The sequence below is a fragment of the Streptomyces sp. NPDC059866 genome (assembly GCF_042731325.1).
Taxonomy (GTDB): Bacteria; Actinomycetota; Actinomycetes; order Streptomycetales; family Streptomycetaceae; genus Streptomyces; species Streptomyces flavusporus.
Window position 1 is genome coordinate 88,182 of the sequence record NZ_JBHWJT010000009.1, and the last position, 23,121, is coordinate 111,302.

The 23,121-nt window shown below is 71.7% G+C and carries 20 protein-coding genes; 14 read left to right on the forward strand and 6 right to left on the reverse strand.

From position 1 onward, the window contains the following. Positions 1-90 precede the first annotated feature (90 nt). The gene (locus tag ACFV7R_RS15980) at positions 91-837 is read right to left on the reverse strand and encodes an SLATT domain-containing protein (RefSeq protein WP_385263909.1); all 747 of its coding nucleotides are present in this window, start codon (positions 835-837) and stop codon (positions 91-93) included. Between the two features lie 293 nt (positions 838-1,130). Between ACFV7R_RS15980 and ACFV7R_RS15985 the strand changes: the two genes are divergently transcribed. From ACFV7R_RS15985 to ACFV7R_RS16015, 7 genes are all read left to right on the forward strand, one after another. Next, on the forward strand, positions 1,131-1,469 hold the full coding sequence (locus ACFV7R_RS15985) for a YbaB/EbfC family nucleoid-associated protein (RefSeq protein ID WP_385263910.1): 339 nt from the start codon (positions 1,131-1,133) through the stop codon (positions 1,467-1,469). Between the two features lie 59 nt (positions 1,470-1,528). After that, positions 1,529-2,128 (forward strand): recombination mediator RecR, encoded by a 600-nt coding sequence (recR, locus tag ACFV7R_RS15990; protein ID WP_129799593.1) that lies wholly within the window; start codon positions 1,529-1,531, stop codon positions 2,126-2,128. Continuing rightward, a complete protein-coding gene (locus ACFV7R_RS15995) occupies positions 2,121-2,777 on the forward strand; it encodes a DUF5063 domain-containing protein (RefSeq protein WP_129799592.1) in 657 nt (218 codons plus the stop codon). The genes recR and ACFV7R_RS15995 overlap by 8 nt, the downstream gene beginning before the upstream one ends. A gap of 301 nt (positions 2,778-3,078) precedes the next feature. Then, on the forward strand, positions 3,079-4,356 hold the full coding sequence (locus ACFV7R_RS16000; protein WP_385263912.1) for an aspartate kinase: 1,278 nt from the start codon (positions 3,079-3,081) through the stop codon (positions 4,354-4,356). Then, positions 4,353-5,405 carry an aspartate-semialdehyde dehydrogenase gene (locus ACFV7R_RS16005; protein ID WP_385263913.1) on the forward strand — a complete coding sequence of 351 codons (1,053 nt, stop codon included), beginning with the start codon at positions 4,353-4,355 and terminating at the stop codon, positions 5,403-5,405. Before ACFV7R_RS16000 ends, ACFV7R_RS16005 begins: the two co-directional genes overlap by 4 nt. A gap of 383 nt (positions 5,406-5,788) precedes the next feature. Continuing rightward, entirely contained in the window at positions 5,789-6,463 is a 675-nt protein-coding gene (locus ACFV7R_RS16010; RefSeq protein ID WP_385263915.1) for a SigE family RNA polymerase sigma factor, read from the forward strand. After that, positions 6,460-7,650 carry a hypothetical protein gene (locus ACFV7R_RS16015; RefSeq protein WP_385263916.1) on the forward strand — a complete coding sequence of 397 codons (1,191 nt, stop codon included), beginning with the start codon at positions 6,460-6,462 and terminating at the stop codon, positions 7,648-7,650. Before ACFV7R_RS16010 ends, ACFV7R_RS16015 begins: the two co-directional genes overlap by 4 nt. Positions 7,651-7,680: 30 nt before the next feature. On the opposite strand, the gene ACFV7R_RS16020 is transcribed toward ACFV7R_RS16015, so the two are convergent. Both ACFV7R_RS16020 and ACFV7R_RS16025 read right to left on the reverse strand, forming a co-directional pair. Continuing rightward, positions 7,681-8,475, reverse strand: coding sequence for an SURF1 family protein (locus ACFV7R_RS16020; RefSeq protein ID WP_385263917.1), 795 nt, complete (start codon positions 8,473-8,475; stop codon positions 7,681-7,683). Between the two features lie 54 nt (positions 8,476-8,529). Then, the gene (locus ACFV7R_RS16025; protein ID WP_385264119.1) at positions 8,530-8,904 is read right to left on the reverse strand and encodes a nuclear transport factor 2 family protein; all 375 of its coding nucleotides are present in this window, start codon (positions 8,902-8,904) and stop codon (positions 8,530-8,532) included. Positions 8,905-9,040: 136 nt separating this feature from the next. Between ACFV7R_RS16025 and ACFV7R_RS16030 the strand changes: the two genes are divergently transcribed. After that, entirely contained in the window at positions 9,041-10,876 is a 1,836-nt protein-coding gene (locus tag ACFV7R_RS16030; RefSeq protein ID WP_385263919.1) for a S9 family peptidase, read from the forward strand. 72 nt (positions 10,877-10,948) lie between these two features. On the opposite strand, the gene ACFV7R_RS16035 is transcribed toward ACFV7R_RS16030, so the two are convergent. Beyond that, positions 10,949-12,874 (reverse strand): NAD-binding protein, encoded by a 1,926-nt coding sequence (locus ACFV7R_RS16035; RefSeq protein ID WP_385264121.1) that lies wholly within the window; start codon positions 12,872-12,874, stop codon positions 10,949-10,951. Positions 12,875-13,082: 208 nt separating this feature from the next. On the opposite strand from ACFV7R_RS16035, the gene ACFV7R_RS16040 reads away from it, so the two are divergent. From ACFV7R_RS16040 to ACFV7R_RS16060, 5 genes are all read left to right on the forward strand, one after another. Further along, positions 13,083-14,099 (forward strand): permease, encoded by a 1,017-nt coding sequence (locus tag ACFV7R_RS16040; RefSeq protein ID WP_385263920.1) that lies wholly within the window; start codon positions 13,083-13,085, stop codon positions 14,097-14,099. Next, positions 14,096-14,794 carry a TIGR03943 family putative permease subunit gene (locus tag ACFV7R_RS16045; RefSeq protein ID WP_385263922.1) on the forward strand — a complete coding sequence of 233 codons (699 nt, stop codon included), beginning with the start codon at positions 14,096-14,098 and terminating at the stop codon, positions 14,792-14,794. Before ACFV7R_RS16040 ends, ACFV7R_RS16045 begins: the two co-directional genes overlap by 4 nt. 323 nt (positions 14,795-15,117) lie before the next feature. Continuing rightward, a complete protein-coding gene (locus ACFV7R_RS16050; RefSeq protein WP_385263924.1) occupies positions 15,118-15,984 on the forward strand; it encodes a potassium channel family protein in 867 nt (288 codons plus the stop codon). A gap of 130 nt (positions 15,985-16,114) precedes the next feature. Continuing rightward, entirely contained in the window at positions 16,115-17,095 is a 981-nt protein-coding gene (locus tag ACFV7R_RS16055) for an ATP-binding cassette domain-containing protein (RefSeq protein WP_385263925.1), read from the forward strand. Then, complete coding sequence (locus ACFV7R_RS16060) at positions 17,092-17,886, forward strand: ABC transporter permease (RefSeq protein WP_385263926.1); 795 nt, start codon at positions 17,092-17,094, stop codon at positions 17,884-17,886. The genes ACFV7R_RS16055 and ACFV7R_RS16060 overlap by 4 nt, the downstream gene beginning before the upstream one ends. On the opposite strand, the gene ACFV7R_RS16065 is transcribed toward ACFV7R_RS16060, so the two are convergent. Then, complete coding sequence (locus ACFV7R_RS16065; RefSeq protein ID WP_385263928.1) at positions 17,864-21,019, reverse strand: ATP-binding protein; 3,156 nt, start codon at positions 21,017-21,019, stop codon at positions 17,864-17,866. The genes ACFV7R_RS16060 and ACFV7R_RS16065 overlap by 23 nt on opposite strands. Positions 21,020-21,143: 124 nt before the next feature. After that, complete coding sequence (locus ACFV7R_RS16070; protein WP_385263929.1) at positions 21,144-22,193, reverse strand: aldo/keto reductase; 1,050 nt, start codon at positions 22,191-22,193, stop codon at positions 21,144-21,146. Between the two features lie 224 nt (positions 22,194-22,417). Between ACFV7R_RS16070 and ACFV7R_RS16075 the strand changes: the two genes are divergently transcribed. Continuing rightward, the gene (locus ACFV7R_RS16075) at positions 22,418-23,119 is read left to right on the forward strand and encodes a TetR/AcrR family transcriptional regulator C-terminal domain-containing protein (protein ID WP_385263930.1); all 702 of its coding nucleotides are present in this window, start codon (positions 22,418-22,420) and stop codon (positions 23,117-23,119) included. The last annotated feature ends 2 nt before the right edge of the window (positions 23,120-23,121 follow it).

A 23,121-nucleotide genomic window follows, 5' to 3' on the forward strand; every position in this document is an offset into this window, starting at 1 on the left:
GTGGGCGCGGGCGGCACCCCGTAAGCGCCGGGCTGCGCGACCCACCCCCGGCCGACCGCAACGCCGGCCACGAGGAAACCGGCGCGCCGATCACCTCGGCTCCGGCGGCCGCTGCCGAGGCATGTTCGGCCGCGCAGCCCCCGGCGGCACCGCAAGCCTCCCCTGGCCCGCACCGCAGTCCGCCCGCCCGCCGAACCCCACCGCCGACTGAATCCCCAACGGCCCGGCCCCGGTACGGAACTCCACCATCCAGTCCGCCGTCTCCGTCCGCACCAGCTCCGTCACGTCCTCGGTGAACCGCCGCAACACGGACAGGCACCGCTCGGCCGCCTCACTCGCCGTCCCCTCCGTCGGCCCCAGCACCTCCCGCACACTCTCCGACGCCCAGTCGAACTGCAACGCGAGCAGCCTGCGCTGTACGGCCTGCGCGGTGGCAACGTCCCTTATCCACCCGGACGTCACCCCGAAGAACCGGTCCACGGCCACGCACGCCACCGCGAGCAGCAGCGCCAGATACCCCCAGGGCGCCGCCCCGCCGACCACCCGGGTCAGATCCAGCAACGGCAGCGCGGCCCCGGCCACCGCCCCCAGCGCCGCCCCGCACCGCAGCGACCGCGCGGCCCGCCGCTTCCACACCCGGTCGGCGAGATACCAGGCCGCCGTGTCCAGCGCCCCCCGCTCCACCCATCGGTACAGCTCGTCCAGCCGCTCCGCGGGCTCGGCCCAGTCCCCGAGCGGAAAGGCCCGCCCGGCCAGATCGCCCGGCCGCAGCCCGGCCGCACCCTCGCCACGCCCGTCCTGAGGCGGCCCCTCGGGCTGCATCTCCGGCTGACCCACCCGGCACTCCCTACCGATCACAACTGATCACGGTGCGTGACATGTCGTACGACGTACGGCCTGTCAGTCGTACGCGACGCCTGATGTTGATGCGCCTGACCCTTCCTACCGCCCAATGGGTGGCGAAGGCCCGGGTTTCCCCACTTTTCCGCCTGGAAGAGGGTCTTGATCAGGTATAGGAGATCTGGTCGACTCACTCGAAAGAGTGCTGGAGCGACGGCCGCATGGACCACGTAGGCTCGTGCTGAACGGGAAAAGCCCGTGCCGCACGAGCCCCGGAAGAGGAGCTGATCGTGATCCCCGGTGGTGGCCAGCCCAATATGCAGCAGCTGCTGCAGCAGGCCCAGAAGATGCAGCAGGACCTGGCGAGGGCGCAGGAGGAACTGGCGCAGACCGAGGTCGAAGGCCAGGCCGGCGGCGGTCTGGTGACGGCCACTGTGAGCGGAGCCGGTGAGCTGCGCGCCCTGCAGATCGACCCGAAGGCGGTGGACCCGGAGGACACCGAGACCCTCGCCGACCTGGTCGTCGCGGCCGTCCACGCGGCCAACGAGAACGCGCAGAACCTCCAGCAGGAGAAGCTGGGCCCGCTGGCCCAGGGCCTGGGCGGCGGTATCCCCGGCCTGCCCTTCTAAGACGGGCCGCGGGAAACTACCGTACGTACTGCACGACACTCAGGAAGGGCGGCAGTCCGTTGTACGAAGGCGTGGTCCAGGACCTCATCGACGAGCTGGGGCGGCTGCCCGGCGTCGGTCCCAAGAGCGCGCAGCGGATCGCCTTCCATGTCCTGCAGGCGGAACCGGCGGACGTACGGCGCCTGGCCCAGGCCCTCCTCGAGGTGAAGGCGAAGGTCCGTTTCTGCGCGACCTGCGGCAATGTCGCGCAGGAGGAGCTGTGCAACATCTGCCGTGACAGCCGCCGCGACCCGGCGGTGATCTGTGTGGTGGAGGAGCCGAAGGACGTCGTGGCCATCGAGCGGACGCGCGAGTTCCGCGGCCGCTATCACGTCCTGGGGGGCGCGATCAGCCCGATCGAGGGTGTCGGCCCGGACGATCTGCGTATACGAGAACTTCTCGCGAGGTTGGCCGACGGGACGGTCACGGAACTCATCCTGGCCACGGACCCGAATCTGGAGGGCGAGGCGACGGCGACCTACCTCGCCCGCATGATCAAGCCCATGGGCCTCAAGGTCACCCGCCTGGCCAGCGGCCTCCCGGTGGGTGGCGACCTGGAATACGCGGACGAGGTCACCCTCGGCCGCGCCTTCGAGGGGAGACGACTCCTAGATGTCTGACGCCACGCTGCACTCCACGACACAGGACCCGGACGACTTCGCGGTCCAGATCGCGGACCAGGTAGAGAGCTTCCTGGTGGCCGTCTCCGAGGTGGCCAGAGGCGACGAGCCGGACTCGGCCGTGCCTTTCCTTCTGCTGGAGGTCTCCCAACTCCTGCTGGCCGGCGGCCGATTGGGTGCGCACGAGGACATCGTTCCCGACGAGCGCTACGAGCCCGACCCGGGCCCCGAGCCGGACGTCGACGGGTTGCGGGAGAACCTGGCCCGGCTCCTGGAGCCGATCGACGTCTACTCCGAGGTCTTCGACCCGTACGAGCCCCGCAAGGCCCCGGTGCCGGCCCGTATCTCCGACGACCTCGCGGACGTCATCACCGACCTCCGCCACGGCATGGCCCACTACCGCGCCGGGCGCACGACGGAGGCGCTGTGGTGGTGGCAGTTCTCCTACTTCTCCAACTGGGGTGCGACAGCGTCCGCGACGCTGCGCGCACTGCAGTCCGTGGTCGCGCATGTGCGGCTGAACCAGCCGCTGGAGGAACTGGACGGCCTCGACACCGACCAGGGCATGGGCGACGACACCCTCGAGTTCGAGGCCGGCAAGGTCATGCAGCAGGAGATCGCGGGCCCGCTGGGACTCCGCACCCAGTAGCTGAATGCGGCGCATCACGGCTCGTATCCGTGCGATGACCTCCGTACGCCGAACGGCTTGGACACGTAGTCGTCGGCACCGGCTCCAGGCCGGCCACCCGGTCCGTCTCGTCGCTGTGGGCGCACTCGGTCATCAGAGGCCACTTGTGACCCGCGGCACTTTTCCGAGTGTCATCAGCGCATGCCGGGCATATGCAGTCCGAGAACGAGCGGCCGGACATCTCACCATGCGATATCTGGGAAGGGAATTTCGGACGCTCGTTAAAATGAGCCGACACACACGGACTGAGCGAGGAGCGCACGTGGGCCTTGTCGTGCAGAAGTACGGAGGCTCCTCCGTAGCCGATGCCGAGGGCATCAAGCGCGTCGCCAAGCGAATCGTGGAAGCCAAGAAGAACGGCCACCAGGTGGTGGCGGTGGTTTCCGCGATGGGCGACACGACGGACGAGCTGATCGATCTCGCCGAGCAGGTTTCCCCGATTCCTGCCGGGCGCGAGCTCGACATGCTGCTGACCGCCGGAGAGCGGATCTCCATGGCACTGCTGGCCATGGCGATCAAAAACCTGGGCCACTCGGCCCAGTCGTTCACGGGCAGCCAGGCAGGTGTCATCACCGACTCGGTCCACAACAAAGCCCGGATCATCGATGTCACGCCGGGCCGGATCAGGGACTCGCTGGACGAGGGCAACATCGCCATCGTCGCCGGATTCCAGGGCGTCAGCCAGGACACCAAGGACATCACGACGCTGGGCCGCGGCGGCTCCGACACCACGGCCGTGGCGCTGGCCGCCGCCCTCGACGCCGAGGTGTGCGAGATCTACACCGACGTCGACGGCGTGTTCACCGCCGACCCGCGCGTGGTGAAGAAGGCCCGGAAGATCGACTGGATCTCGTTCGAGGACATGCTCGAGCTGGCCGCGTCCGGGTCGAAGGTGCTGCTCCACCGCTGTGTGGAGTACGCCCGCCGCTACAACATCCCGATCCATGTCCGGTCCAGCTTCAGCGGACTGCAGGGCACGTGGGTCAGCAGCGAGCCGATCAAGCAAGGGGACAAGCAGGTGGAGCAGGCCATCATCTCCGGTGTCGCGCACGACACCTCCGAGGCCAAGATCACGGTCGTCGGCGTGCCGGACAAGCCCGGCGAGGCCGCCGCCATCTTCCGCACGATCGCCGATGCCGAGATCAACATCGACATGGTCGTGCAGAACGTGTCCGCCGCCTCCACCGGGCTCACGGACATCTCCTTCACGCTGCCGAAGACCGAGGGCCGCAAGGCCATCGACGCCCTGGAGAAGAACAAGGCCGGCATCGGCTTCGACTCGCTGCGCTACGACGACCAGATCGGCAAGATCTCCCTGGTCGGCGCCGGTATGAAGACCAACCCGGGCGTCACGGCCGCGTTCTTCGAGGCGCTGAGCGACGCGAGTGTGAACATCGAGCTGATCTCGACCTCCGAGATCCGCATCTCGGTCGTCACCCGCGCCGACGACGTGTCCGAGGCCGTCCGCGCGGTGCACACCGCCTTCGGTCTGGACTCCGACAGCGACGAAGCCGTCGTCTACGGAGGCACCGGGCGATGACCATCCGACCGACGCTCGCGGTCGTGGGAGCGACCGGGGTCGTCGGCACGGTCATACTCCAGATCCTGTCCCAGCACGCGGACATCTGGGGCGAGATCCGTCTGATCGCCTCGCCGCGCTCGGCCGGCCGCAAGCTGGCCGTGCGCGGCGAGGAGGTCGAGGTGGTCGCCCTCGGCGAGGAGGCGTTCGACGGGGTCGACATCGCCATGTTCGACCTGCCGGACGAGCTCGCCGCACAGTGGGCGCCGATCGCCGCCGCCAAGGGCGCCGTCGTCGTGGACAATTCGGGCGCCTTCCGGATGGACCCGGATGTGCCGCTGGTCGTGCCGGAGGTCAATCCGCATGCGGCCCGGGTGCGTCCGCGCGGCATCATCGCCAACCCCAACTGCACGACGCTGTCCATGATCGTCGCCCTGGGTGCGCTGCACGCCGGGTTCGGACTGCGTGAACTGGTCGTCTCCGCGTACCAGGCGGTGAGCGGGGCCGGGCGGGCCGGTGTGGAGACGCTGCGGCAGCAGCTGTCCCTGGTGGCCGGTACGGAGCTGGGGACCCATCCCGGTGACATACGGCGGGTCGTGGGGGACAGCACCGGACCGTTCCCGGAGCCGGTGGCGCTGAACGTCGTGCCGTGGGCCGGGTCGGTGCGTGAGGACGGCTGGTCGTCGGAGGAGATGAAGGTGCGGGACGAGTCCCGCAAGATCCTCGGACTGCCGCGGCTGCCCGTCGCGGTGACGTGTGTCCGGGTGCCGGTGGTGACCGTGCACTCGCTGACCGTGCACGCCCGCTTCGAGGACGAGGTGACGGTGGACCGGGCCCGTGAGATTCTCGCCACCACGCCGGGGGTCGTCCTGTTCGACAATCCGGCGGCCGGGGAGTTCCCGACGCCCGCCGATGTGGTGGGCACCGACCCGACCTGGGTCGGGCGGGTACGCCGGGCCCTGGACGATCCGACGGCGCTCGAGCTCTTCGTGTGCGGCGACAATCTGCGCAAAGGGGCCGCGCTCAACACCGCACAGATCGCCGAGCTCGTGGCTGCGGAGATGTCGTGAAGGCAAGTGAACGGAAAAGGTCTCGGCGATGGCCTGATCTGTTTGTAGGATCCATGGAAGCTGTGCACGCCAGGTGAGCCGGACAAGTGGTCCGGACCACTTGTTTCGGGCCCCTCGGCGTTCGAAGATTTCCTCCCCGCCCTCCGCAACCGCGCGGAGGGCGGGGAGCGTCTATGCGGTCGCCCTTCCGGGGTGTGGAGACGCGTTGATCCAGGCGTGGGGACGCCGTGAACGGTGCGTGGGGACGCCCGTTCGTATGGGACATAGGGGAAGAGCGGACGCATGAGGGCATATGGGGCACCGTCAGTCGTGCTGCCTGACGCGAGAACGAGAATGACGCCCGGCACGTACAACCCTGGAGGGGGGAGACGTGTCCAACTGGCGTGGCAGAGGTACTCGAGTTTCCTGCGGCAACCCGCGGCACGGCCCTTCGGCCGCCCCGGCCCGTCCGCACCCGTATGGGCGCGCCCGGCGGCATGCCGGTGATCGCCCCGATGCCTGCAGCGCGGCCCGCCCGCATCCCGAATCAGCGTGACGGCGCCGACGACGTCGATGCGGCGGCGGCCGGCACCACCGTCGACCACCTCACCGAGACCTACCGCACGCACTACCGCTCGCTGCTCGGTCTCGCCGCCCTCCTCCTGGACGACACCGCCTCCTGCGAGGACGTCGTGCAGGAGGCGTTCATCCGCGTCCACTCGGCCCGCAAACGGGTCCGCGACCCGGAGAAGACGCTGGCGTATCTGCGTCAGACGGTCGTCAATCTCTCGCGCTCGGCATTGCGCCGCCGCATCCTCGGCCTCAAGCTGCTGTCGAAGCCCATGCCCGACATGGCGAGCGCCGAGGAGGGGGCGTACGACCAGTTGGAGCGCGACTCCCTGATCAAGGCGATGAAGGGCCTGCAGCGCCGCCAGCGCGAGGTCCTGGTGCTGCGCTACTTCGCGGACATGACGGAGGCCCAGGTCGCCGAGACGCTCGGGATATCGCTGGGCTCGGTCAAGGCGTACGGCTCGCGCGGCATCGCGGCCCTCCGGATCGCCATGGAGGCGCCGGCATGACCGACGAGAACGAGCGGCGGCATCCGTACGAGCCGCATGAGCCGTACGAGTGGCGTGAGCCGACAGGCGAGGAGGGGCCGGGGGGCGCCTCGCACGAGCAAGAGCCGAAGCAATCGCACGCTGGGAACGGAACTGTGAACCACGGCCCCGACGACCAGAGCCCCGAGGGGTTCGACTCGGACGAGCTGGCACTGCGCAGGATGCTGCATCAGGCGGTGCAGGAGATCGAGCCGCGCGACGGCACGCTGGACCACCTTCGGCGGGCCGTGCCCGCCCGGCGGGCGCGCAAGCGGCAGGCCGCCGTCGGCATGGCGGCCGCGGCGCTGTTCGTCTGCACCGCCGTCCCGGCCCTGGTGCACGTCTCCAACTCCACCGGTCCCGACGCCGACCCGTCCATCGCCGGTCACGGCGCGCAGGCACAGGGCGGCGCGGGCGAGGGCAAGAGCACCGAGGGCGCGGGCAGCGGCGGCGCGGCCTCCACGGACAAGGCCGAGGACCCCGGCAAGGGCAGCCCGACGCACCGGGAGACAGGCCCGGGCGGAAGCCCCGAGACCGGCGCCGAAGCCAGCCCCGACGTCGCCTACCCCTCGGCGACCAGCGCGGTCAGCGCCCCGGTGTGTACGGCCGAGCAGCTCGGCTCGGCCACCGCGACCACCGATGTCCCCGACTCCGGCGGGACGGTCTACGGCACCTTCCGGATCATGAACGTCTCCTCCGCGGGCTGTACGGTCGGCGGCGCCGGCACGGTCAGTCCCCTCGCACAGGGCGCGGCGGACCCCACCAAGATCACCGTGGTCGCCCACACGTCCGGCGACGCGGCGGCCGGCCTGCCGGACCCGTCCCTCGAGGTCCCGCAGCTGGTGCTGCAACCGGGCTCCGCGTACGAGGTGAAGTTCGCCTGGGTGCCTTCGGAGACCTGCTCCACCGACCCCGGCGGCGACAGCGGCGGCACGGGCGGTCCTTCGCCCGACCCGACGCCCACCACCGACCCCGGTACCACGACCGACGGCAGCTCCACCGGCGGCGACACCGGCACGTCCACCCAGCTGGTCACGGAGGACGGTACGGCCGACGGGAGCGTCGTCGTCTCCTACACGGCGGAGGCAGGGGCGCCGTCGGTTTCCGCGACGGTGGCCGACGCGTGTGCGGGGACCGTGTACCGGACCGGGGTGCTGTCCGGCTCGTAGATCCTCGTCGGTGCTGAGGTCCTGTTGTCCTCAGACCCCGGACGGGGTGGAAACGCGCTGCTCGTCCTCCGGCACCAGCCCCATCTCCGCGTCCCGCACGAACTCCACCTCGCGGCGGAACAGCCGGAACCACATGAAGACGACGAAGCCCGCGAAGACGAACCACTCGCCGGTGTAGCCGAGGTTCTGGAAGGCCTTGAGGTCGAGTCCGGTGTCCGGCGCCGCGCTCACCGGCACGGCCCGCATTCCGGAGTCGCCCTTGTCGAGCGTGATCCACGCGTCGTAGAGGTCGTACGGCACCAGGTTCACCAGCGACGCCGCGCTGATCGCCGCGGTCTGCCCGGACGGCAGCCCGCCCTGCGCGCTGACGCCGTTCTCGCCCGGGTTCTCGGACGCCTGGAGCGCGCCGGTGACCGTGACCTCGCCGGAGGGCGGGGCCGGGGCCTCGGCCGGGTCGGCGGCGCCGGGCAGCCAGCCCCGGACGACCGGGAGGGCCTTGCCGTCGTCGGTGCGCAGCAGGGTCAGGACGTAGTGGCCGCGCCTGCCGTCCAGTTCCCGGTCCGGGACGAGCAGCTGCTCGCCGTACGTGCCGGTCGCGGTGGTCCGGTCGCCGGAGGTCTCCTTGTCCACCGGCAGCAGCTCGGCGAGCGGCCGGGCCGCCTTGGTCTTGTCCGACGCGGCCTGCTCACCCGCGCTGCGGTGGTCCTCGACCCGGTCCTCGAACCGGCTCAGCTGCCAGGACCCCATGAAGATGCAGAAGGGGATGGCGAGCAGCACGAAGACGTTGATCCCCCACCAGCGGGGCGTCAGCAGAAACCGGTACACGCCACCAACGGTACGGGGCTCGCGGGAAGCGCCCGGCCGCGGGGTGGCTGTGGGTCAGTACCGCTCGCTCAGGTGCTCGCGGCCGGCCGGGGGCTCGTACGGCTCCGGCCAGAAGTCGGTTATGGAGTCGATCCGCCCGTCACCGGTGAAGGTGAAGAACGAGATGGCGTACATCTCCTCCAGGCCCACGGTGGCGTGGATCCAGGAGACGACGTGATCCGGCTCGGCGACGAGTCGCTCGATCCGCAGGTGCCAGTCGCCGGGGTACTCCTTGTTGAACTGCACGAACCGGTCCCGGCCGCTGATCTTCTCCCGCGTCTGCGGCAGCGTGTACACGACGTCCTCGGCCAGGGTCTCGGCGAACGCGTCCCAGTGCCGGGCCTCGGCGGTGGCCCAGAACCTCTCGACGGTCTTGCGCGGATCGGTCATCGCGGTCATGGGAGGGAGTGTGCACCCTGCCACTGACAATCGGCCCCGGTCCGGCCGGAAGGGGGGCCGGTGGAGGTTTTCCACAGGCTGGGGACCTCGGCGGCGGATTGTCGGTCGGACCAGGCAGTATGGGGCCATGACTGAGAGCAACGGGTCCGCCGCGCAGGATCAGCGCAAGCAGGGCGAGAACATGCCGGACTGGGAGAAGCGCTTCCGGGCGCCGCGGGTGTCGCTGCCCGACTGGGCGGAGGACGCACCCGACCGCTCCCTGTTCGTGTCGAACGCGACGGGGACGTACGAGCTGTACGCCTGGAACCGTTCGACGGGTGAGCAGCGCCAGGTGACGAACCGGCCGAACGGTACGACGGACGGCGTGCTCTCCCCGGACGGCGCGTGGATCTGGTGGTTCGACGACAAGGACGGCGACGAGTTCGGCGTCTGGCGCCGCCAGCCCTTCACCGGCGGCGAGGACGAGCTCGCCGTACCGGGCCTGGACCCGTCCTACCCGGCGGGCCTCGCCCTGGGCCGGGACGGACGTACGGCGGTGGTGGGCCGCTCCACCGACGAGGACGGTACGACGATCCACATCGCGCGTCTGGGCGAGGCGCCGGTGGAGATCTACCGGCACCGTGAGTCGGCGGGCGTCGGCGACCTCTCCCACGACGGTTCGCTGATCGCCGTGGAGCACACCGAGCACGGGGACGCGATGCACTCGGCGCTGCGCGTGCTGCGCCCCGACGGCACGCCGGTCGCCGAACTCGACGACACCAAGGGCGGCACCGTCGAGCTGGGCCTGGAGGTCCTCGGCTTCGCGCCGGTCGACGGTGACACGCGCCTGCTCATCGGCCACCAGAGGCGCGGCCGCTGGGAGCCGCTGGTGTGGGACGTGGCGACGGGCGAGGAGACGGACCTGGCGCTGGAGCTGCCCGGTGATGTCAGCGCCGAGTGGTACCCGGACGGCTCCGGCCTGCTGATCGGGCACAGCCACGAGGCCCGCGGCGAGCTGTTCCGCTACGACTTCGCCGCGCGCGAGCTGGCGAAGGTCCCGACCCCGCCCGGCACGGTCTCCGGCGCGACCGCCCGACCCGACGGCAGCGTGGAGTACCTGTGGTCGTCGGCGGCCGAGCCGTCGTCGGTGCGCTCGACGGCGGGCCGGGTGGTCCTCGACCCGCCCGGCATGAAGTCCCCGGGTTCGGTGCCGGTGGAGGACGTGTGGGTGGAGGGCCCCGGCGGCCGTATCCACGCCCTGGTCCAGAAGCCGGCCGGTGCCTCCGGCCCGCTCCCCACGGTGTTCGACATCCACGGCGGCCCGACCTGGCACGACAGCGACTCCTTCGCCGCGGGCCCGGCCGCCTGGGTGGACCACGGGTACGCGGTCGTGCGGGTCAACTACCGCGGCTCCACCGGCTACGGCCGCGCCTGGACGGACGCGCTGAAGCACCGGGTCGGCCTGATCGAGCTGGAGGACATCGCGGCGGTCCGGGAGTGGGCGATCACCTCGGGCCTCGCCGACCCCGACCGGCTGATCCTGACCGGCGGCTCCTGGGGCGGCTACCTCACGCTCCTCGGCCTCGGCACCCAGCCGGACGCGTGGACGCTGGGCATCGCGGCGGTCCCGGTGGCCGACTACGTCACCGCGTACCACGACGAGATGGAGGCCCTGAAGGCCATGGACCGCACCCTCCTGGGCGGCACCCCGGAGGAGGTCCCCGAGCGCTTCGAGGCGTCGTCCCCCCTCACCTACGTCGACCAGGTCAAGGCCCCGGTGTACATCTCGGCCGGCGTGAACGACCCGCGCTGCCCCATCCGCCAGATCGAGAACTACGTCAAGCGCCTGCAGGCGCGCGGCGCGATCCACGAGGTCTACCGGTACGACGCGGGACACGGCTCGCTGGTCGTCGACGAGCGGATCAAGCAGGTGAAGCTGGAACTGGACTTCGCGGAGAGACACCTGGGCGGCGCGGGCGCCTGACGGCAGCGTCGCCGTCACCGGGGGAGACGGACGGCGGGGTCGAGGGCAACCGTACGACCGCGACCCCGCCCGTCACCTTGCCGCCCGCGCCCGCGGCCGCCTCCCCAGCAGGTCCGCCAGCCCCCGCCGGGTCGCCGCCAGTACCACCCGGTCGTCGGCCCGCAGAACATACGTCGGCGGGAGGTCCCACACGAGGTCCGAGGTGGGTGGAGTGTCGCCGGGGCCGGTGGAGGACGGGCCCACCGCAAGATCCGGCCGGCGTTCCTCCGGTGCCGCCGCGTCCAGGGCCAGCACCCGCCACGACCCGGCCTGGAAGGCGTCGGCCACCGTCTTCCCCTCCAACTGCCGGATCCCGCGCACGTCCACGGCGGCGAAGAGCAGCACCCGCCGCTCGACCGGGATGGCCCCCAGCACCTGACGGCCCATCATGGCCCCGGCGAAGGAGGGCGCCGCGAGATGGGTGACGCTGCGGCTGCGGGTGAGCGCACGCGGGTGCGCGGCCCGCAGGGTGCGGTACACGGCGGCCGCGAAGTCGTCGTCGTACAGGCGGAGCACGACCCGCAGATCGGGCCGTACGGACCGGGCGTACAGCGCGGCTTCCAGGTTCGTCGTGTCCACGCTGGTCAGCGCGAGCAGGGCATGCGCCCGGTGAACCTTGGCGGCCTCCAGGACGCCCTCCTGCGTGACGTCCCCGAGCACCACCGGCACCCGTAACCGCCGGGCCGTCGCCATGCCGCGCGCCTCGGGATCGGCCTCGACGCACACCACCGGAATATGCAGTTCCCGCAGCCGGGTCAGCACACGGGTGCCGATCTTGCCGAGCCCGAGCAGCACGACGTGCCCGGCGAGTCCACGCGGCGGCCTGCGCAGCGCGGACGCGCTCCGGAACGTGCCGAGCGCCTCCAGTACGGCCGCCAGCAGCACCGGCAGCAGCAGCAACCCGACGACGGCGGACAGGAGTTGGAGGATCTGCCGTCCGGTGCTCGCGTCGGTGGCCGGGTCGTCGATACCGAGGATGTCGAGCAGCGTCAGATACGTCGCGCGCAGCGGATGGTCCCCGGTGACGACCGTCAGCGCGATCGCCAGCGCGAGCACGGCACCCACCAGGCCCGCGAGCGACCAGCGCAGCCGCCGGGAGAACAGCGACGCGAACGGCGGTACGACACCGACCCCGCGCCCCGAGGACTGCGCTGACCCGGAGTACGACACATGCTCCAGCACGACCGTGCCGCGCCCGGTCGCCGCGGCCACCTCCGCCTCGTCCGGCAGCAGCCGCGGCCCGCGTTCCCCGCTGCCCTCCGACCCGTCCGCACCGGCCGGGTCACTGCTCGTCGTCGACAGCAGCGCCAGCGTGCACAGCCCGGGATCGGCGACCTGACCCGGCGCCGGCGGGGTCCGCTCCACGGCCCGCAGCAGCAGCCCGTCGGTCTGTACGACCTTGCTGGTCCCGGCGAGCGCGGTCGCCGCCAGCGCCGGTGCGGCCGTGTCGGCGTCGGACAGCACGGTCGTGGAGGCGTCGACGGAGGCGGCCGAACCGCCGACCGCCAACGCCGCGGCCTGGTCGAGGAGTTCCTCGATGTGCTGCCCCAACCGCCGGTTGTAGAGCCGCAGGACGAGGCGCAGCCGGGGGTTGAGGCGACGGGCGGTGAGGGCGGCGCGGATGTTGGTCTCGTCGTCGTCGTACACGAGCGCCAGCGCGGTCGCCCGCTCCACGCCCGCGTCGGCGAGCACGCTCTCGGTCGGCTCGGCGGCCTCCACCAGCCGCTCGTTCCCGCCGCCCTCGCCACCGGAGGTGCCGTTGCCGTTCCCGGCGGCCCGGTTGGCCGCGTTCACCATCCGGTCGAGCAGCGCCGCCGACGCGGCCCGGGCCCGTCCGACGACCGGCTGGCGCACCCGGCGCCCGGCGGGTGGTACGACGAGCGTCACCTGCTCCTCGTACACCCCCCGCAGTTCGGCCGCGAGCCGGTGCGCGAGCCCGTCGTCACCGCACACCACCATGTGCGCGGTCGCGCCGTCCGGCTGACTCTGATTCGGAACGCTCCCCACGAGGGAAAAGACTGCCCCACCGGGACGGATGGTTCCAGCAACCGGCTGAACATCCGTTCCTCGCCCGCCGTACTGAAGGGGAGGCCTCGCACCTGGCACCGCGCACCCGGCACCTGGCGCCCGGCACCTCGCACCCGGCACAACGGAGGGACCCCGACCCGTGGCCGACACCGCCACCGAAGCAGCCCCGCGGCCCGATGAACGGGCGGGGCCGCCGGACCCGGAGGGCTGGCACCTCAGCTCCCCCCTGGTCCTCACCGTGACCCTGCTCCTGCTGCTCCTCGCCCAGGCGCCGATCCGCCGCGCCCTGTCCGCGCCGGTGATGCAGAGCTGGACGACAGTGTTCGTCGCGGTGGTCGTGCAGGCCCTGCCGTTCCTGGTGCTCGGCGTGCTGCTGTCGGCGGCCGTCGCCGTGTTCGTACCGCCGTCGGTCTTCGCCCGTGCGCTGCCCGCCCGGCCCGCCGCGGCCGTACCGGTCGCGGGGCTGGCGGGCGCGGTCGTCCCCGGCTGCGAGTGCGCGTCGGTGCCGGTGGCCGGCGCGCTGATGCGGCGCGGTGTCACCCCGGCCGCCGCACTGGCGTTCCTGCTCTCCGCGCCCGCGATCAACCCGATCGTGCTGACGGCGACGGCGGTCGCCTTCCCCGGCGAACCGGAGATGGTGCTGGCCCGTTTCGTCGCGAGCCTGGTCGTGGCGTGCGTGATGGGCTGGCTGTGGCAGCGGCTCGGCCGCGCCGACTGGCTGCGCCCGCCGGCCCGTCCGTCGTACGAGGGCCAGGGCCGGGGCGCGGCCTTCTGGGGGTCGGTGCGGCACGACGTGATGCACGCCGGTGGCTTTCTGGTGATCGGCGCGATGGCGGCGGCGACCCTCAAGGCGGTCGTCCCCGAGCAGTGGCTGCGCGCGGCGGCCGACCACCCGGTGGTGGCGGTGCTCGCCCTGGCCGTGCTCGCCGTACTGCTGTCGATCTGCTCGGAGGCGGACGCGTTCGTGGCCGCGTCGCTGACCCAGTTCTCGCCGACGGCCCGGCTGGCGTTCCTGGTGGTCGGGCCGATGGTGGACCTGAAGCTGTTCGCGATGCAGGCGGGCACCTTCGGGCGCGCCTTCGCCCTGCGCTTCGCCCCGGCGACCTTCGCCGTCGCCGTGGCCGTGGCCGCGCTGACCGGGGCGGTGCTGCTGTGAACCGGCACGCGCAGGCGGCGGTGCTGTTCCTGCTGGGCGCGTCCCTGCTGCACGCCGGGGCCACCGACCTGTCGCTGCGGTACGTCAAGGCGGGTCTGCGGCCGCTGCTGCTGGCCGCCGGTGCCGTCCTGGTCGCGGCGGCGGTGGCGACGGTGTGGTACGAGCGGCGGAACCCCGCACCGCGGCACCACGAACCCCGCGTCTCCTGGCTCCTGTTGCTGCCGGTCCTCGCCCTCATCCTCGTCGCACCGCCAGCCCTGGGCTCGTACAGCGCGATGCGCACGGGCACGGCCCTGCAGCAGCCTCCGGCCTACGCGCCGCTGCCCGCCGGGGATCCGGTCCGCCTGGGCGTCGCCGACTACGCGGCCCGCGCGGTGTACGACGACGGACGTTCGCTGCGCGACCGCCGGGTGAAGATCACCGGTTTCGTCGCGCTGGACCGGGCCGGCACGCCGTACCTGGTCCGTATCGCCCTCAACTGCTGCGCCGCCGACGGCCTCCCGGTCAAGATCGGCCTGACCGGGCGCACACCCCCGGTCCTGCAGCCGGACGCCTGGCTGGAGGTCACCGGCACCTACACCGCGCGCCGGACGAAGGACCCGGTCAACGGCGGCCCGATCCCGTTCCTCGACGTCACGACCGCGAGGCCGGTCCCGGAGCCCGCCGATCCGTACGACGAGAGCTGGAACAGCTGACTCGCCGTTGTTCATCCTGGTACTTCCGGCTGCGGCACGATCATCCGGCCGCGTGAAGGCCGGACATGGCCGGACATGAAGGACGGGAAGGGCTCCACCCGCTTCTCGCGGATCCGGATTGCGCGGTGCGCGGCTCGGGACCGCTTCCCCGCGTCTCGAATCGGGTCCTTCCCGTCAACTCCCAGCACACCACGTCTGCGGCCGGTCCACCAGGGCAGACCGGCCGGTACCGCTCGCTCAGCTCCAGGAACCCGGCCGGTTCGCTGCGGGTCGGCGAGGGCCGCCGCATGCTGGACCCGAGGCGGGTGAACCGGGGAGGTCGGATGGAATGGCTGGTCACGCTGATCGGTGCGGCGGTGGTGCTGATCATCCTGCGGGACGTGTTCCACACCCTGTGGCATCCCACCCGCCACGGTGGCCTGAGCAGGTTCGTGATGAGTCTGCTGTGGCGGCTGTCCACCCGGGGCCGCAACGCTCCCCGGGCCGCGGGTCTGGCCGGGCCGGTCGGCATGGTGACCGTGGTGGCCGCATGGGCCTGCACCGTGGCCGTGGGCTGGGCGCTGGTGTACTGGCCGCACATGCCGGGGGCGTTCTCCTTCTCCAGCGCGCTGAAGCCGGCCGAGCACTCCGGTCCGGTGGACGCCCTGTACCTCTCCCTGGTGACCGTCGCCACGCTCGGCCTGGGCGACATCGCACCCTCCGCCGACTGGCTGCGCATCGTCGCGCCCCTGGAGGCGCTGGTCGGCTTCACGCTGCTGACCGCCACCGTCTCCTGGATCCTCGGCATCTATCCCGCCCTCGCGCGGCGACGGGCGCTCGCACTGCGCGTCTCCCAGCTGCGCCGGGCCGGCTCGCCCGCCGGAAACCTGGCCTCCGATGCGGGGGCCGCCCTCCTCGACGGACTCGCGGCCGACATTGCACGCGCCTGTGTGGACTTCCTCCAGTACCCCGAGTCGTACTACTTCCACGACGGAACCGGTGACATCTCGCTGGCCCTCAACCTCGGCTACGCCGCCGAACTCGCCGAGCAGGCACAGCGCACCGGGCACCCGGGCACGCGAAACGCCGGGGCCGTGCTCGCCATCTCACTCGACGACCTCGCCGCCGTACTGGACGAACGCTTCCTGCACACCGCAGGCACCCGGCAGCAGATCCTGGCCTCCTACGCCGGCGACCACGGCAGCCGCTGAGCCGGCCCGCACCGTGGCGGGGCGCCATCGGACGCCCTGACCTGCAAGTTTCAACGCTCTGAAGCCCGCTCCAGGGCGCTGAAACCGGCTTGAAAGCGTTCTGAACCGCTCCGGCCGCAAGCTCTGCGGCATGACGACGACACATCAAGAACTCGCGATCGCAGCCACGGGGTTGTGCAAGTCCTACGGGGACAAGACCGTCCTCGACGGCATCGACATCCAGGTGCCCGCGGGCACGATCTTCTCTCTCCTCGGGCCGAACGGTGCGGGCAAGACCACGGCGGTCAACATCCTGTCCACGCTGATCTCCGCCGACGGCGGGCAGGCGCGGATCGCCGGGCACGATCTCACCGCAGAGGCCCAGGCGGTACGGGCCGCCATCGGTGTCACCGGGCAGTTCTCCGCCGTGGACGGGCTGATCACCGGCGAGGAGAACATGCTCCTGATGGCCGACCTGCACCACCTCTCCCGCAGCGAGGGCCGGCGGGTGACCGCGGAGTTGCTGGAGCGCTTCGACCTCACGGCGGCCGCGAAGAAGCCCGCCTCCACCTACTCCGGCGGCATGAAGCGCCGCCTGGACATCGCCATGACCCTGGTCGGCGGCCCGCGGATCATCTTCCTCGACGAGCCGACCACCGGCCTCGACCCGCGCTCCCGCCACACCATGTGGCAGATCATCCGCGAGCTGGTGTCCGGCGGTACCACCGTCTTCCTCACCACCCAGTACCTGGAGGAGGCCGACGAGCTCGCCGACCGCATCGCGGTGCTCAACGGTGGCAAGCTCGTCGCCCAGGGCAGTGCCGAGGAACTCAAGCGGCTCGTCCCCGGCGGTCACGTGCGGCTGCGCTTCTCCGACCCGGTGGCGTACGAACGCGCGGCGACCGCCCTGCGCGAGACGACACGCGACGACGAGACGCTCACCCTGCAGATCCCCAGCGGGGGCAGCCAGCGCGAGCTGCGCGCCATCCTCGACTGGCTCGACGCCGCCGGCGTCGAGGCCGACGAGCTGTCCGTGCACACCCCTGACCTCGACGACGTGTTCTTCGCCCTGACCGGCAGTCCCGTTCCCGCACAGACCACCGATTCCGCCGAGAAGGAGACCGTCCGATGAGCACCCCCGCCTACGCGCTCCGCGACAACCTCACCATGCTGCGGCGCAACCTCCTGCACGCCCGCCGCTACCCCTCCCTCACCCTCAACCTCCTGCTCAGCCCGGTCATCCTGCTGCTGCTCTTCGTGTACGTCTTCGGTGACGTGATGAGCGCCGGCATGAACGGCGGTACGGCGGACCGCTCCGAGTACGTCGCCTACGTCGTCCCCGGCATCCTTCTCATGACCATCGGCGGGATCTCGATCGGCACCGCGGTGTCCGTGGCGATGGACATGACCGAGGGCATCATCGCCCGGTTCCGCACCATGTCGATCTCGCGTACCTCCGTGCTGATCGGCCATGTGGCCGGCAGCGTGATCCAGTCGCTGATGGCGCTGGCCGTGGTGCTGGGCGTCGGTCTGGCCATCGGCTTCCGGCCCGATGCGACGCCGCTGGAGTGGCTCGCGGCGGCGGGGCTGCTGGCACTGGTCAGCGTGGCGCTGATCTGGCTCGCGGTCGGCATGGGCCTGGCGTCCCCCAACGCCGAGGGGGCCAGCAACCTCGCCCAGCCCCTGATGATCCTGCCGCTCCTGGGCAGCGCGTTCGTGCCGGTGGACGCCATGCCGGGCTGGTTCCGCTGGTTCGCCGAGTACCAGCCCTTCTCACCCGCCATCGAGACCCTGCGCGGCCTCCTCATGGGCACCGAGATCGGCACCAAGAACGCCGTCCTCACCGTGGCCTGGTGCCTGGGCCTGAGCCTGCTGGGCTACTGGTGGTCCAGGTCCCTGTTCAACCGCGAGCCGCGGAATTGAGTTCGCGCAGCGCCGCTGCCCGCAGTTCCTCCCGTCCCAGGGCGGCGTACTCCGACTCCGCGTCGGCGTACGCCGCCCTGTCGGCGTTCTCCGCCGCCTGCCGGGACCGGGCCAGGGAGAGGGTCGGGAACTCCCGTACCACCGGCATCCGTTCCGCCAGCGCCACCAGCCGTACGGCCGACGTGTCGCCCCGGGCGAGCCCGACGAAGCCGAGCGCGAGCAGGACCGTGCCGTACACCGGTAGTTCCACCGGAGCCCGGTCGCCGGAGGAGCCCGACGGGCCGGACAGCATCTCCAGCAGCCGCTCCCGCAGTTCCCCGGCCAGCTTCGCCACCGGCTCCAGCCGACCGTGCTGGGCGTGCGCCGCCACCGCGGCCGACTGCATCTGAAGCAACCACGGCTCCATGAACGGATCGTCGGCATACAGCAGGCTGGCCTCCCGCATCCCCTCCACAGCCTGCCGCCACAGCCCGAGTCCGACCTCGGTCAGCCCCCGGGCCAGCGCGATCTCCGCCCGGGCCGGATGATCGGGCGTGTAGATCTGGGCGGCCTCCGGCTGCTTGTCCAGGGCCGTGAGCCCCAGCCAGTACTCCGCCTCGTCGATCTCCCCGCGGTGCAGACAGGCCAGCACCAGCCCCCAGCCGATGCCGGCCAGGTCGAACCAGGCGCCGAACTCGCTGAGCTCGTCCCGCGCAGCCCGCAGATGGTCGTACGCCTCCGCGCCCCGCCCGGACTGCAGGCACAACTCACTGATCCGTCCATGCCCGAGCAGCCGCATGGCCGGATTACCCAGGGGTTCCAGCGCGTCGAGCATCCGCCGGGCGCACTCCAGCGCGCGCTCCGTCTGGTGCTCGGATTCCCATACGTAGCTGGCGACACCGGCCGCGACGCCCGCCAGCATGGGCTCGTCGGCTTCGCAGAGCTCCTGCAGCCGCGCGTACTCGGGCGGGCGTATGTCCGGGGCGGCGCACAGCACGACCCCCATCGCCCGAGGCAGGGTGTCCGGCCGGGCGGGCGGCAGGCGGCGCAGCGTGACGAGCTGGCGTACGGCGTGCGGGCCGAAGCCCATGAAGAGACTGGCGGCACACACGGCCGCCGCGCTGCGGGCCGGCTCCACGTCCTCGGGGTTCCCGGGTCCGGGGCGGAAATGGGACAGCGGCCCGGCGGTCTCGGCGGCGAGGGCGGCGAGCCGGGCGAAGTTGGAGTCGGTGGCCCACAACGAGGACAGCACGGCGGTGACGGCCGCGATGGCCGGCCCGTCGTCACGGTGCAGCGCGTGCCGCAGTGCCAGGACGAGGTTGTCCTGCTCGGCCCGCATCCGGCGCCAGGCGGGCAACGGGTCGCCACTGAACAGCACATCGTGATGAGCGCGGCCGAAATCCCGGGCCCAGGACAGGAACCGGTCGGTCACCACCTCCTCCCCGCCCGCCTCCGCCCGCCGGCCGGCGCTGAACTCCCTCAGCGTCTCCAGCATGTGGAAGCGTGCCCCGGAAGGGCTGTCGCCCACCTTGATCAGGGACTGGTCGGCCAGCTGCTCCAGCAGAGTCAGCGCGTCCCCCGCCTCGCCGAGCACGTACTCCGCCGCGTCCTCGGTGAAGCCGCCCGGGAACACCGACAACGCCCGCATCGCCGCCCGGCCCTCGGGCTCCAGCAGATTCCAGCTCCACTCGACCACCGCCCGCAGCGTGCGATGCCGCTCGGGAGTGTCGCGGGCGCCGCCGCGCAGCAGCGTGAAGCGGTCCTGGAGCCGACGCGAGATGTCGGCCACGGACAGCACCCGCACCCGGGCCGCGGCGAGTTCCACGGCCAGCGGCAGCCCGTCCAGATGCCGGCAGATCTGGGCCACCCGGTCGGCGGGCAGGTCCACACCGGGCCTCGCCGCCCGCGCCCGCTGCTCGAAGAGCTCGACGGAGGTCGCCAGGGACAGCTCCGGCAGCGCGTACACGGACTCCGAGGTCAGCCCCAGCGGGGCCCGGCTGGTGGCCAGGATCCGCAGCCCCTTCGACCGCGACACCAGGGCCTGTACGAGGTCGGCCACGCCCCGGATCACCTGCTCGCAGTTGTCCAGCACGAGGAGTACGGGCCCCGGACCCAGCGCGCCGACGATGCCGGACACCGCGTCCGCGCCGCCGGTGAACTGCCGCCCTTCCCCGGCCCCGACGGCGGAGGCCACCTCACCGGCCACGTCGTCGTCGGCGATGACACCGGCCAGGGTGACGAAATGGACCACCGGTTGCTCGGCCGCACGGCTCACCGCATGAGCGAGGCGGGTCTTGCCCAGCCCGCCCGGCCCGACGACGGTGACCACTCGGACCTCGCGCAGCAGATCCACGACGGCAGCGACATCGGCGTCCCGGCCCAGCAGGGGGTTCGGCTCGTGCGGTACGCCGTGACGGACCGGCGCCACGTCCGCGCTCAGCAACTCCTGGTACAGCGACCGGAGTTCGGGGCCGGGATCGGTGCCCAACTCGTCCCGCAGCCGACGGCGATAGGCGTCGTACCGGGTCAGCGCCGCGGCCCGGCCCGCGGTGGCCGCCTCACAGCGCAGCAGTTCCGCGAGGACCTCCTCGTCCCGCGGCAGTGCCGAGGCCAGCTCGGCCAGCGGTGCCGTCGCCTCCTCCCGTCGCCCCACCCGGGCCAGCGCGAGCGCCCGCGACCGGACCAGCGAACGGAACACCCGCACCCGGTCGGCCCGGAGCGCCACCACCGGATCGTGCAGCTCCTCTCCCGCCCCGGCGCCCACGCTCCCGTCCCACAACGCCAAACCGGCCTCGGCCTGCGCCAAGGCGCCCGCGTGATCCCTCGCCCTCGCCCGCTCGGCGCTCGCCGCCTCGTACAACAGCAGCGCGGAACAGTCGACCTGCGTCTCGTCCAGCGCCAGCCGGTACCCCGTCGCCGTGCTCACGACCAGATCGGCACCCAGCTGCGCCCTGAGCCGCGACACCAGCACCTGCACCGCCTTGCCCGGCCGTTCCGGCATGCCGTCCGGCCACAGCCCCTCCACCAGCCGGCCCGTACTGCACCCGGTACGCAGATCCTCCGCAAGCAACGCCAACAGGCCGCGCAGCCGGGGCGCGGTGATCTCCCGTCCACGGTGGGCGACTTGGGGCAGCAGGGCCAACTCGGTCGTCACGCATGCAGACTAGCCAGCGGGGCGCCGACGCACCCGTGGGGCGCCGTCCTCGCCGAACGCCTGAGGACGTGGGGATGCATCACCAGGCGCCGCCGGGGTTGCCTGCTTCAGGGGGTTGCCCGCTTCAGGCGGCGGTCCTGGACTCGACCGTGCGTCGTCGCAGCGCCGGCGTGGTGAGCGACGGCGGGGTCCAGACGCCGTCCGGCGGATAGACGTCGGTTCCGGGCGGCACGATCTCGTCGATCCGGTCGAGGACGGCGTCGTCCAGCACCACGGACGCGCCCTTGAGCGTGCTCCGCAGTTGCTCCATCGTGCGCGGGCCGATGATCACGGACGTGACGGCCGGATGCGTGAGCGGGAAGGCGACGGCCAACTCCGGCAGCGAGCAGCCCACTTCCTCGGCGACGGCGACGAGCTGCTCGACGGCCTCCAGCTTCGCGGCGGTGAGCGGCGCCGACGGATCGAAGCGGTCCGGGTGCAGGGTGGGGCGTCCGCTGCTCAGATCGAGCGCCCGGCCCTTGCGGTAGCGGCCGGTCAGGAACCCCGAGGCCAGCGGGCTCCAGGTCAGCACCCCCATGCCCAGGCGCTGCGCCACCGGCAGCACATGCCTCTCGACACCGCGGGCCAGCAGCGAGTAGGGCGGCTGCTCGGTGCGGAACCGCTGGAGCCCACGGCGGTCGGCCACGTGGTACGCCTCGACGATCTCTTCGGCGGGGAACGTGGAACAGCCGAAGGCTCTGATCTTGCCCTGCCGCACAAGATCGGTCAGGGCGGAGAGCGTCTCCTCGATGTCGGTCGTGTGGTCCGGCCGGTGCACCTGGTACAGGTCGATCCAGTCCGTTCCCAGCCGCCGCAGGCTGTCCTCCACCTCCCGGACGATCCAACGCCGCGAGTTGCCGCCCCGGTTGGGGCCGTCCCCCATGGGGAAGTGGACCTTGGTCGCCAGGACCACGTCGTCGCGGCGGCCCTTCAGCGCCTTGCCGACGACGGTCTCCGACTCCCCGGCCGAGTACATGTCGGCGGTGTCGATGAAGTTGATCCCCTCGTCGAGCGCGGCATGGATGATCCGGACGCAGTCGTCGTGGTCGGCATTGCCGACGAAACCGAACATCATCGTGCCGAGGCAGTAGGAGCTGACCTCGATGCCGGTCCCGCCCAGAACGCGGTGGCGCATGCAACTCTCCTTGGGCGACAGCCTATTGGGAATGCTGCGACCTTACGAGTTGGAGTCCGGTCCAGGGCAAGCACGGCCTGACGCCGAGCCCCTGCGCGGGGGTCTGGCGAGCCGCGTGGAGAAGCGCCGGCCGATCGCCCTCCCTTGCGGGGGTACCGTAGGTGGACGCTGTACACCTGTCCCGGCAGGGTGGCCGGCTCCGGATCTGGCCCGTACGAGAGGGGATGGTGGAGATTACCAGGCAGGCCGACGCCGTCCGGCAGCCTCGCGCCCCCTTGAGCAAGGAGCGGGTTCTGGACACCGCCGTCGCCCTGGCCGACGAAGGCGGGGTCGACGCGCTCAGCATGCGCAAGATCGCACAGGCCCTCGGCGTCGTGCCCATGGCGCTGTACAAGCACGTGGCGAACAAGAACGAGTTGCTGGACGGCATGATCGACGCCCTCGTGGGCGAGATCGATCCGCCGGCCACCGACACCGACTGGAAGACGGCCATCCGCCGACGGGTACTGTCGGCCCGCCGCATGCTGCTGCGTCACCCTTGGGCGTCCGGGGTCATCGAGGCGCGGATGAAGGCGAGGGCCGCCCCGACCCCTGCGGTGATGGAGTACCTGGACTCGATGATCGGGATCTTCCGGGCCGGGGGGTTCTCGATCGACCTGGTCCATCACGCGATGCACGTCATGGGCAGTCGTCTGCTGGGCTTCTCCCAGGAGTTGTTCCAGGACTCCTCCGACGGCGAGCCGGATCCGGACGCGATGCCGCCCGAGGAGATGGCCGCGCGCTTTCCCCACATCACCGAACTGGCCATGGCGGTCGCCCACGACGAGGAGTCCGTCGTCGGCTCGGGCTGCGACGACCAGTTCGAGTTCGAGTTCGCTCTGGATCTGACGCTGGACGGCCTCGAGCGGCTCCGGGGCACGACCTGATC